Genomic DNA, 11,044 nt, shown 5'->3' on the forward strand with positions numbered 1-11,044 from the left:
TCCAACTTGAGCCTAGACACCTCAAGGATCACAGGAGACGGCGTGTTTCCCGTATCGGGGCAGCTCAGGGCACCCACACATACGGCAGGAGAGCCGTATTTGGCGAGTTCCTCGTTGATCAGCATCGCTTCGAGGGCGCCCTGTCGGGTGAGCCGGGACAGCGAGAAGACAACCACTGCGTCTACGTGTCCGGCGCGAACGGCGGACATCATCTCTTCGAACGCGGGGCGGACCACTTTGGGGTCCCAGCCGGATTTGCCCACGTCAGCGAAGTGACCGGCGTTGTCCCAACCCTTGGCCGTGATCAGCGCCTCGCACTTGGTCCGCTGCGCTTCGGGGGACGACGCGGAGTCGTCCTCACGCTTCCTTGACTGTCGGATGTAGGACACTGCGCGCACATGGTCCAGATCAGGGGTCCAGTCGGGGCCCCGTTTGACGAGAGGTGTCATGTGCCTAGCGTAGTAAAAATCAACGTGCTGACCGTCCCCGCCGAGCAGCGGGAGGTGCTGGAGAAGCGGTTCGCCTCCCGGGCCCACGCGGTGGAGAGCTCCGACGGCTTCGAGTGGTTCGAGCTGCTGCGTCCCGTCGAGGGCACCGACACCTACCTCGTCTACACGCGCTGGCGTGACGAGGAGTCCTTCCAGGCGTGGCTGGAGGGGCCGATGAAGACCGCGCACCAGGGCGGCGGAGAGGGTGCCGAGCGCCCGAAGCCCGCGGCCACCGGTTCCACCCTGTGGTCCTTCGAGGTGGTGCAGCAGTCGGGGCCGAAGGGGGCGTAGGCGACGATTGGCGGTCACGTTCCACCCCGGAGCCGCCTCCCGGCCCTTGACCTGCGTGTTCGCGTCAGGCCGGTGGAACGGATCTGCCAATCTCGACTTCACCGGTGGAGGGGATGGGCGGGGTGCGGCGGAAGGTCTCGGCCAGCGCCGTGTTCGCGATCACTACGACCGCCATGGTCACGGCGGCGACGGGATGGCCGACGCCGTACAAGGCCGCGGCCCCGCCTCCCAGCACCACCGCCTTGACCGTGAGCACGAGCGGCAGGCCGGGCCGCAGCCGTGCCCTCGGTGCCGCGAACAACGCCCACAGCACGATCGCCGCCAGGGGAGTCCCCAGGCCGAGCACGACATGGAGAGCCACGTCGCCGCCGGCGGTGAACCCCCACCAGCTCAGGCACGCCAGTGCGGCGAGCTCCAGCAGGAACGCCAGGAGCTCGTTGGCGGTGTACCAGCGCCGCTCGTCCATAACGGCCTTGGCGGAGGGGCCTGTTGACATGGGGTCCTCTCGGTGCGCCGGGGGGCCCAGCATGACAGGGTGGTGACGGGCGGGACGGGACTTTGCCGGACCGTTGTGGCTCGCCGCCCCGCCCTTTCTCGAAAGGCATCGGCATCATGGACGAGCAGCTGCAGCACACCGGTGACTCGCTGGACGAGGCGGCGGACGTGTTCCAGGAGGTGCGGCCGCGGCTGTTCGGTGTCGCCTACCGCATCCTGGGCAGCGTGTCCGAGGCCGAGGACGTGGTGCAGGACGTGTGGGAGCGCTGGCAGGGAACCGACCGCAGCGCCGTGCTGGATCCGGGAGCGTTCCTGGCGACGATCGCCACCCGCCTGGCCATCAACGTGGCCCAGTCCGCCCGGGTCCGCCGTGAGGCCTACGTGGGGCCGTGGCTGCCGGAGCCCGTGGACACCAGCGTGGATCCGCAGGTCGGCGCGGAGCGCGGGGAGGCGCTGGAGACGGCCGTGCTGCTGGTCCTGCAGAAGCTGAACCCCGTGGAGCGGGCGGCCTATGTGCTGCGGGAGGCGTTCGACTACTCGTACGGCGAGATCGCGAGCATGCTGCGGCTGAGCCAGGCCAATGCACGGCAGGTCCTCAGCCGGGCCCGCAAGCGCCTGTCCGCCGAGCGCAGGGAACCCGTCGAGGCGGCACAGCACCGGCGGCTGGTCGAGGCCTTCGTCGCCGCCGCGCGGCACGGTGACGTCGCCGCGCTGGAGAACGTGCTGTCGGCCGACGCCGTCGCCTACGCGGACGGCAACGGCATGCGCGGCGTGGCACGGCTGGCGGTCGTGGGCGCCGAGCGCGTGGCCAGGGTCAGTGTCTTCGCCCACAAGTTCTTCCCCGGCGCCGAGTACGGCGTGGTCGAGGCCAACGGCAGGCCCGGACTGCTGCTCGTCCAGGACGGGGCCGCCGTCGCCCTGGTGTCCGTCACGGTGGGGCCGGACGGCATCGACGGGCTGTACTGGGTCCTGGCGCCCGAGAAGCTGAGGGCGTACGAGCGGTCCGCGCACAGGCTCACGGGACGGTCGCAGGCCTCGTAGCCGTAGGCGCTGCACAGGCCCACGGCCGGTCGCGGTGGGCCCGCAGACCGGCCGGGGTCGTTCTGAACCGAGGCGCGTCGGTCAGTTCCGGTTGAGCCAGTCCTCGTAGCGCGTGGTCGCGAGGTGCGCGGTGTCGTCGCCGGTGAGAACGTCGGGCATGCCCGCGAACGGGCTCGCGGACTCGTCGGTGACGACGGAACGGCCGTCCGGCTTCGCCGCCAGGGTCAGCTCACCGAGCTGGTCGAGCCGGTGCACCTCGGGGCCCGCGATGTTCCGGATGCCGTTCGACGGTTCGTCCTGCGCCGCGTCGGCGACGGCGGCGGCGACGTCGGCGGAGGCCATCGGGCGCAGCCGGTTGGACGGCAGGTGCACCTGCTTGCCCTCCGTGCACATGTCCATCACCGGGGCGATGAACTCGAAGAACTGGGTGGCGCGCACGAGGCTGTAGGGGACTCCGCTGTCGCGCACGGCCCGCTCCTGGGCGACCTTGGCCCGGTAGTAGCCGTAGTCGGGTACCTGGTCGACGCCCACGATGGAGAGCGCGACGTGGTGGCGGACCCCCGCCGCCTTCTCGGCCTCGAACAGGTGCTGCGCCGAGCGGGTGAAGAAGTCCAGGGCCGGCTCGGTGTCGAAGGAGGGGGAGTTCGACACGTCCACGACCACGTCGGCGCCCTTGAGCGCATCCGCCAGGCCCTCGCCGGTGTAGGCGTTGACGCCGGTGGAGGGAGTGGCCGGCACGGCCTCGTGACCGCCCTTGCGCAGCAGCGCGACCACCTGCGAGCCGATGAGCCCGGTACCGCCGACAACCACGATCCTCATTACTGTCTCCGTTCGCTGAGTGCGTCCGTACACCAGCAGGACAGCGCAGCGTCCGGGTTTGTGACAGCCGGGCTCAGCCGTCGAGGGCGGAACGACGGCGCCCCCTGCCTGTGCGGGGCAGGGGGCGCCGTACGACCGGGGACGGCCGGCGTTACTTCACCGGCTCGGGCTCCGGCTCGGTCTCGCTCGCCGTCTCGCCGGCCGGGTCGACCGGGGTCCTGACGGAGTCGAGGAGCAGCTGGGCCACGTCCACGACCTGGATGGACTCCTTGGCCTTGCCCTCGTTCTTCTTGCCGTTCACCGAGTCGGTGAGCATGACGAGGCAGAACGGGCAGGCCGTGGAGACGATGTCCGGGTTGAGGGAGAGGGCCTCGTCGACGCGCTCGTTGTTGATGCGCTTGCCGATCCGCTCCTCCATCCACATCCGGGCGCCGCCGGCGCCGCAGCAGAAGCCGCGCTCCTTGTGGCGGTGCATCTCCTCGTTGCGCAGGCCCGGGACCTTGCCGATGATCTCGCGCGGGGGCGTGTAGATCTTGTTGTGGCGGCCCAGGTAGCACGGGTCGTGGTAGGTGATGATGCCTTCGACCGGGGTGACCGGGACCAGCTTGCCCTCGTCCACCAGGTGCTGCAGCAGCTGGGTGTGGTGGATGACCTCGTAGTCGCCGCCGAGCTGCGGGTACTCGTTGCCGATCGTGTTGAGGCAGTGCGGGCAGGTAGCGACGATCTTCTTCGCGGACTTCGGCTTCTTGGTCGACTCGTCCTCGTCGTCCTCGCCGAAGGCCATGTTCAGCGCGGCCACATTCTCCATGCCGAGCTCCTGGAACAGGGGCTCGTTGCCGAGGCGGCGGGCGGAGTCACCGGTGCACTTCTCGTCGCCGCCCATGATCGCGAACTTGACGCCCGCGATGTGCAGCAGCTCGGCGAAGGCCTTGGTGGTCTTCTTGGCGCGGTCCTCCAGGGCGCCGGCGCAGCCGACCCAGTACAGGTACTCGACCTCGGTGAGGTCCTCGATGTCCTTGCCGACGACCGGGACCTCGAAGTCGACCTCCTTGGTCCACTCCAGGCGCTGCTTCTTCGCCAGGCCCCAGGGGTTGCCCTTCTTCTCCAGGTTCTTGAGCATCGTGCCCGCCTCGGACGGGAACGCGCTCTCGATCATGACCTGGTAGCGGCGCATGTCGACGATGTGGTCGACGTGCTCGATGTCCACCGGGCACTGCTCGACGCAGGCGCCGCAGGTGGTGCAGGACCACAGGACGTCCGGGTCGATGACGCCGTTCTCCTCGGCGGTGCCGATCAGCGGGCGCTCGGCCTCCGCGAGAACGGCCGCGGGCACGTCCTTCAGCTGCTCCTCGGACGCCTTCTCCTCGCCCTCCATGGTCTTGCCGCCGCCGGCCAGCAGGTACGGCGCCTTGGCGTGCGCGTGGTCCCGCAGGGACATGATCAGCAGCTTCGGGGAGAGCGGCTTGCCGGTGTTCCACGCGGGGCACTGCGACTGGCAGCGGCCGCACTCGGTGCAGGTGGAGAAGTCCAGCAGGCCCTTCCAGGAGAACTGCTCGACCTGGGAGACACCGAAGACGTCGTCCTCGCCGGGGTCGGTGAAGTCGATCGGCTTGCCGCCGGAGGTCATCGGCAGCAGGGCGCCGAGGGAGGTCTCACCGGTGGCGTTGCGCTTGAAGAAGATGTTCGGGAACGCCAGGAAGCGGTGCCAGGCCACGCCCATGTCGGTCATCAGCGACACCGTGATCATCCAGACGAAGGACGTCCCGATCTTGATCATGGCGGTGAGGTAGACCAGGTTCTGCAGCGTGGAGATGCCGAGGCCCTTGAACGCGAGCACCAGGGGGTACGAGGCGAAGTACGCGGCCTCGTAGCCGTGCACGTCGGCGAGGGCACCCTCCAGGCCGCGCAGGGTCATGATCGCGAGGCCGATGATGAGGATGACGGACTCGACGAAGTAGGCCTGGCCGAAGTTGGAGCCCGCGAAGCGGGACTTGCGACCCGGGTTGCGCGGGTGGCTCAGCTGGCGGATGACGATCAGGGTGAGGATGCCGAGCGTGGTCATCGTGCCGATGAACTCGACGAACAGCTCGTACGGCAGCCAGTGCCCGATGACCGGCAGGGTCCAGTCGGCCTGGAAGAGCTGACCGAAGGCGTTCACCAGCGTCAGTACGAGCGAGAAGAAGCCGACGGCGACGAACCAGTGCGCGACGCCGACGACGCCCCACCGGTTCATCCGGGTGTGGCCGAGGAACTCCCGGATCACCGTGGCGGTGCGGGCGGTCCAGTCGTTGGTCCGGGTACCCGCCGGGACGTCCTGCCCGAGCCGGACGAACCGGTAGATCTGCGCGATGGCGCGGCTGAACAACGCGACGCCGACCACGGCGAGTACCAGCGACACGATGATCGCGGCGAGTTGCATGTGGGGCTCCTCGGGCCTGCGAGGGGTTCTTCGAGGGAAATTATTACTAAGCGGTAACTTATGCAGTCCGTCTGAGACTACCCCCATCTTCCGTCGGGATGCAGCTGAGCGTGGGGTGACGAGTGTCATCCCAGACTCATCAGATCGTGTTATTCGTACCGAATTGCTACATTCGCCCCTACCTTAGAGCCGTGCTCTACGGGATCGCCGCCGCAACCGCCGCCCTGCTTCTCGCCGCCGTGCTCTCGGCGCTGCTCAGGGTGCCCGCGCTGCGGGCCGGCATCCTCGACCGGCGCCGGCAGCGGCGGTTGCCGCTGCTCGGCGGGCTCGCCGTGGTGGCCGTCACCTGTCTCGTCGCCTGGGTGGGGCAGCGGACCGCGATCGCGCCGCTCGGCGACGGGGTCGACCGGCTGCTGATCGCCGCTGCCGCGGTCGCCGTGCTGGGCCTGGTCGGTGACGTCTGGCGGATCCGCGCGCGCGTGCTCGTCGCCGGTACGGCCGTGGCGGCGGCCTTCGTGGTGCCGTACGAGGAGACGGGTGTGCTGGGCGGGATCCTCGCCGTGGGGTGGATCGTCCTCGCCTCCCTCGCCTTCAAGGGGCTCGATCACGCCGACGGGCTCGCGGGGACCGTCGGGGTCGTCACCGCCTTCGGGGCCGGGGTCTGCGCCGCTGCCGAGCTGATGGACGGGATCGCGGTCCTGCTGAGCGTCCTCGCCGCCGCCCTCACCGGCTTCCTGATGCACAACTGGCATCCCGCGCGGATCGGGCTCGGCGCCTGCGGTTCGCTGTTCACCGGGTTCCTGTTGTCGTCGTCCCTCGTCTTCACGCGCGCGGGGTACGCACTCGCGCCGAGCGTGGCGGTGATGTTCTGCCTCAGCGCGGTGGCCTTCGCCGACGCCGTCCTCGTGGTCCTCGCCCGGAGGCTGGCCCGGCGTCCGCTGGTCAGGCGCGGCCCCGACCATCTCGTACACCGGCTGCGCCGCCTCGGGTTCACCCCGCAGGGCTCGGTCGTTCTGCTGGGGGCCGGCTCCTTCTGCTCGGTGCTCGTGGGGGTGCTCGTGCACACCGGGTGGACGGGGGAGGGAGCCGTGGCCTGGGTGGGCGGAGGGGCGCTGCTGGTCGTCGCCGTCCTCCTTCGCATCCCTGTCCAGCAGCCCCGTCGGATGCCATCGACGCAGGTCAGCGGCCACTTGCGTGTAAGGAACGGATAAGACTTGAGCCCTCTCGACTCAGGTCTGTTGACCCAGCGGGTGCCGTCATGCACACTTGAGCCTGTTCCACTCAAGTCAGCTGGAGGAATCAACCATGGCACGTGCGGTCGGCATCGACCTGGGCACGACTAACTCCGTCGTCAGCGTTCTGGAGGGCGGCGAGCCCACCGTCATCACCAACGCCGAGGGTGCCAGGACCACGCCGTCCGTCGTCGCCTTCGCCAAGAACGGTGAGGTACTCGTCGGCGAGGTCGCCAAGCGTCAGGCGGTCACGAACGTGGACCGGACCATCCGCTCGGTGAAGCGCCACATGGGCACCGACTGGAAGATCCAACTCGACGGCAAGGACTTCAACCCGCAGCAGATCTCCGCGTTCATCCTGCAGAAGCTGAAGCGGGACGCCGAGGCCTACCTGGGCGAGAAGGTGACCGACGCGGTCATCACCGTCCCGGCCTACTTCAACGACTCCGAGCGTCAGGCGACCAAGGAGGCCGGTGAGATCGCCGGTCTGAACGTCCTGCGCATCGTCAACGAGCCGACCGCCGCCGCGCTGGCCTACGGCCTCGACAAGGACGACCAGACGATCCTCGTCTTCGACCTCGGTGGCGGCACCTTCGACGTGTCCCTGCTGGAGATCGGCGACGGCGTCGTCGAGGTGAAGGCCACCAACGGTGACAACCACCTCGGTGGTGACGACTGGGACCAGCGCGTCGTCGACTACCTGGTCAAGCAGTTCGCGTCCGGCCACGGCGTGGACCTCGGCAAGGACAAGATGGCCCTGCAGCGTCTGCGTGAGGCTGCCGAGAAGGCCAAGATCGAGCTGTCCTCGTCCACCGAGACCTCGATCAACCTGCCCTACATCACCGCGTCCGCCGAGGGCCCGCTGCACCTGGACGAGAAGCTCACCCGGGCTCAGTTCCAGCAGCTGACGGCCGACCTGCTGGAGCGCTGCAAGACGCCGTTCCACAACGTCATCAAGGACGCCGGCATCTCCATCAACGAGATCGACCACGTCGTCCTCGTCGGTGGCTCCACCCGTATGCCCGCCGTCGCCGAGCTCGTCAAGGAGCTGACCGGCGGCAAGGAGGCCAACAAGGGCGTCAACCCGGACGAGGTCGTCGCCATCGGCGCCTCGCTCCAGGCCGGTGTCCTCAAGGGCGAGGTCAAGGACGTCCTGCTGCTCGACGTCACCCCGCTGTCCCTCGGTATCGAGACCAAGGGCGGCATCATGACCAAGCTGATCGAGCGCAACACCACGATCCCGACCAAGCGCTCCGAGATCTTCACCACGGCCGAGGACAACCAGCCGTCCGTGCAGATCCAGGTCTACCAGGGCGAGCGCGAGATCGCGGCGTACAACAAGAAGCTCGGCATGTTCGAGCTGACCGGTCTGCCGCCGGCGCCGCGTGGCGTCCCGCAGATCGAGGTCTCCTTCGACATCGACGCCAACGGCATCATGCACGTCACGGCGAAGGACCTCGGCACCGGCAAGGAGCAGAAGATGACCGTCACCGGCGGCTCCTCGCTGCCGAAGGACGAGGTCGACCGGATGCGCCAGGAGGCCGAGCAGTACGCGGAGGAGGACCACCGCCGCCGCGAGGCCGCCGAGACCCGCAACCAGGGCGAGCAGCTGGTCTACCAGACCGAGAAGTTCCTCAAGGACAACGAGGACAAGGTCCCGGGCGAGATCAAGACCGAGGTCGAGGAGGCCGTCGCCGAGCTGAAGGAGAAGCTCAAGGGCGAGGACACCGCCGAGATCCGCACCGCCACCGAGAAGGTCGCGGCCGTCTCGCAGAAGCTGGGCCAGGCCATGTACGCCGACGCCCAGGCCGCGCAGGCCGCGGGCGGTCCCGAGGGCGCCGCGCAGGGTGGCAGGGCCGCTGACGACGACGTGGTGGACGCCGAGATCGTGGACGACGAGCGCAAGGACGGTGCCGCGTGACGGAGGAGACCCCGGGCTTCGAGGAGAAGCCCGACGTCCCCTCCGGCGCGACCCCCGACGACGCCGAGCCGAAGGCCGCTCCCGATGAGGGGGCGGCCCCGGCCGGGGACGGAAACGAGAACGCCGGTCTGGTGGCCCAGCTGGACCAGGTGCGCACGGCGCTGAACGAGCGCACGGTGGACCTCCAGCGCCTCCAGGCCGAGTACCAGAACTACCGCCGCCGGGTCGAGCGGGACCGGATCGCGGTCAAGGAGATCGCCGTCGCGAACCTCCTGACCGAACTCCTGCCCGTGCTCGACGACATCGGCCGCGCGCGGGAACACGGCGAACTGGTCGGCGGCTTCAAGTCGGTGGCCGAGTCGCTGGAGACCGTCGCGGCCAAGATGGGCCTGCAGCAGTTCGGCAAGGAGGGCGAGCCCTTCGACCCGATCATCCACGAGGCCCTGATGCACAGTTACGCGCCGGACGTCACCGAGACGACCTGCGTGGCGATCCTGCAGCCCGGGTATCGCATCGGCGAGCGCACCATCCGCCCCGCGCGGGTGGCCGTGGCCGAACCGCAGCCCGGCGCGCACACCGTCAAGGCCGAGGGCGCCGAGGACAAGGCCGAGGCGCAGCAGGCCGACGACAAGGAGAACGGTGGCCCGGACGAGGGCTGACGTGAAGACCACTGAGGGGAAGGAGGGACGTCGGGGATGAGCACCAAGGACTTCATCGAGAAGGACTACTACAAGGTCCTCGGCGTCCCCAAGGACGCCACCGAGGCCGAGATCAAGAAGGCGTACCGGAAGCTCGCCCGCGAGTTCCACCCGGACGCCAACAAGGGCAACGCCAAGGCCGAGGAGCGCTTCAAGGAGATCTCCGAGGCGAACGACGTCCTCGGCGACCCCAAGAAGCGCAAGGAGTACGACGAGGCTCGCGCCCTGTTCGGCAACGGCGGCTTCCGCCCCGGGCCGGGCGCCGGCGGCTCCTTCAACTTCGACCTGGGCGACCTCTTCGGAGGTAGCGGGACCAGCACCCAGGGCGGAGGCTTCGGGGGTGGACTCGGTGACGTCTTCGGGGGCCTGTTCAACCGCGGCGGCGCGGGTACGACCCGTACCCAGCCCCGGCGCGGCCAGGACATCGACACCGAGGTCACGCTGAGCTTCACGGAGGCCATCGAGGGCGCCACGGTGCCCCTGCGCATGTCCTCCCAGGCACCCTGCAAGGCCTGCTCGGGCACCGGCGACAAGAACGGCACACCCCGCGTGTGCCCGACCTGCGTCGGCACCGGGCAGGTCGCCCGGGGCTCCGGCGGCGGCTTCTCGCTCACCGACCCCTGCCCGGACTGCAAGGGCCGCGGCCTGATCGCCGAGCACCCCTGCCTGGAGTGCAAGGGCAGCGGCCGCGCCAAGTCCTCGCGCACGATGCAGGTCCGCATCCCGGCCGGCGTCACCGACGGGCAGCGGATCCGGCTGCGCGGCAAGGGCGCTCCCGGCGAGCGGGGCGGACCGGCGGGCGACCTCTATGTGGTCGTACACGTCGGCGAGCACCCGGTGTTCGGGCGCAAGGGCGACAACCTCACCGTCACCGTGCCGGTGACGTTCACCGAGGCGGCCCTCGGCGGCGAGGTCCGGGTACCGACCCTCGGCGGCCCGGCCGTCACCCTGAAACTGCCGCCCGGCACCCCCAACGGCCGCACCATGCGCGCCCGCGGCAAGGGCGCGGTCCGCAAGGACGGCACCCGCGGCGACCTCCTGGTCACCGTCGAGGTACGTGTCCCCAAGGACCTGTCGGGGAAGGCTCGTGACGCGCTCGAGGCGTACCGCGAGGCGACCGCGGGCGAGGACCCGCGGGCGGAGCTGTTCGAGGCCGCGAAGGGAGACTGAGAGTGATGGACGGCCGTCGACGTAACCCGTATGAACTGACCGAGGAGACCCCGGTCTACGTCATCTCGGTGGCGGCCCAGCTCTCCGGACTCCACCCGCAGACGCTGCGCCAGTACGACCGCCTGGGCCTGGTCTCCCCCGACCGCACCGCGGGCCGGGGCCGGCGCTACTCGGCCCGCGACATCGAACTGCTCCGCCAGGTGCAGCAGTTGTCGCAGGACGAGGGCATCAACCTGGCCGGCATCAAGCGCATCATCGAACTGGAGAACCAGGTCGCCGCCCTGCAGTCCCGCGTCGCGGAACTGGAGGCGGCCCTGGACGGCGCGGCGGCCGCTATGCAGCAGCGCGAGGCCGCCGTCCACGCCTCCTACCGCCGCGACCTGGTGCCGTACCAGGAGGTCCAGCAGACCAGCGCGCTGGTGGTGTGGCGGCCGAAGCGGCAGCAGAACGACTGAGGCAGCGGTGAAAGG

General features: G+C 69.4%; 11 protein-coding genes. 7 read left to right on the top strand and 4 right to left on the bottom strand.

Annotated elements, in window-relative coordinates:
- On the bottom strand, nt 1–449 hold a 449-nt coding region (locus AB0M27_RS23145), incomplete at its 3' end, for a recombinase family protein (RefSeq protein ID WP_365723764.1).
- On the opposite strand from AB0M27_RS23145, the gene AB0M27_RS23150 reads away from it, so the two are divergent.
- Entirely contained in the window at nt 450–779 is a 330-nt protein-coding gene (locus AB0M27_RS23150) for an antibiotic biosynthesis monooxygenase (RefSeq protein WP_365723765.1), read from the top strand. It begins immediately after the preceding gene.
- Nucleotides 780–843: 64 nt separating this feature from the next.
- Here the strand turns inward: AB0M27_RS23150 and AB0M27_RS23155 are convergent, their stop codons facing one another.
- The gene (locus AB0M27_RS23155) at nt 844–1,245 is read right to left on the bottom strand and encodes a YrdB family protein (RefSeq protein WP_365723864.1); all 402 of its coding nucleotides are present in this window, start codon (nt 1,243–1,245) and stop codon (nt 844–846) included.
- A gap of 146 nt (nt 1,246–1,391) precedes the next feature.
- Between AB0M27_RS23155 and sigJ the strand changes: the two genes are divergently transcribed.
- Nucleotides 1,392–2,315 carry an RNA polymerase sigma factor SigJ gene (gene sigJ / locus AB0M27_RS23160; RefSeq protein ID WP_365723766.1) on the top strand — a complete coding sequence of 308 codons (924 nt, stop codon included), beginning with the start codon at nt 1,392–1,394 and terminating at the stop codon, nt 2,313–2,315.
- Between the two features lie 81 nt (nt 2,316–2,396).
- Here sigJ and AB0M27_RS23165 read toward each other — a convergent pair whose 3' ends face one another.
- Together AB0M27_RS23165 and AB0M27_RS23170 are read right to left on the bottom strand one after the other, a co-directional pair.
- On the bottom strand, nt 2,397–3,134 hold the full coding sequence (locus tag AB0M27_RS23165) for an NmrA family NAD(P)-binding protein (protein ID WP_365723767.1): 738 nt from the start codon (nt 3,132–3,134) through the stop codon (nt 2,397–2,399).
- Nucleotides 3,135–3,285: 151 nt separating this feature from the next.
- Nucleotides 3,286–5,553: a heterodisulfide reductase-related iron-sulfur binding cluster gene (locus AB0M27_RS23170; RefSeq protein WP_365723768.1), complete on the bottom strand. Its 2,268-nt coding sequence runs from the start codon at nt 5,551–5,553 to the stop codon at nt 3,286–3,288.
- Nucleotides 5,554–5,744: 191 nt separating this feature from the next.
- Here AB0M27_RS23170 and AB0M27_RS23175 point away from each other — a divergent pair, with 191 nt between their 5' ends.
- From AB0M27_RS23175 to AB0M27_RS23195, 5 genes are all read left to right on the top strand, one after another.
- Nucleotides 5,745–6,764: an MraY family glycosyltransferase gene (locus AB0M27_RS23175; protein ID WP_365723769.1), complete on the top strand. Its 1,020-nt coding sequence runs from the start codon at nt 5,745–5,747 to the stop codon at nt 6,762–6,764.
- A gap of 94 nt (nt 6,765–6,858) precedes the next feature.
- Nucleotides 6,859–8,706: a molecular chaperone DnaK gene (gene dnaK / locus AB0M27_RS23180; protein WP_365723770.1), complete on the top strand. Its 1,848-nt coding sequence runs from the start codon at nt 6,859–6,861 to the stop codon at nt 8,704–8,706.
- Nucleotides 8,703–9,365 carry a nucleotide exchange factor GrpE gene (gene grpE, locus AB0M27_RS23185; protein WP_365723771.1) on the top strand — a complete coding sequence of 221 codons (663 nt, stop codon included), beginning with the start codon at nt 8,703–8,705 and terminating at the stop codon, nt 9,363–9,365. The genes dnaK and grpE overlap by 4 nt, the downstream gene beginning before the upstream one ends.
- Nucleotides 9,366–9,401: 36 nt before the next feature.
- Entirely contained in the window at nt 9,402–10,574 is a 1,173-nt protein-coding gene (gene dnaJ, locus AB0M27_RS23190; RefSeq protein ID WP_365723772.1) for a molecular chaperone DnaJ, read from the top strand.
- A 5-nt stretch (nt 10,575–10,579) separates the two neighbouring features.
- Nucleotides 10,580–11,029 carry a helix-turn-helix domain-containing protein gene (locus tag AB0M27_RS23195; protein WP_365723773.1) on the top strand — a complete coding sequence of 150 codons (450 nt, stop codon included), beginning with the start codon at nt 10,580–10,582 and terminating at the stop codon, nt 11,027–11,029.
- Nucleotides 11,030–11,044 lie beyond the last annotated feature (15 nt).

The organism is Streptomyces sp. NPDC052107, from assembly GCF_040680215.1.
Classification (GTDB): domain Bacteria; phylum Actinomycetota; class Actinomycetes; order Streptomycetales; family Streptomycetaceae; genus Streptomyces.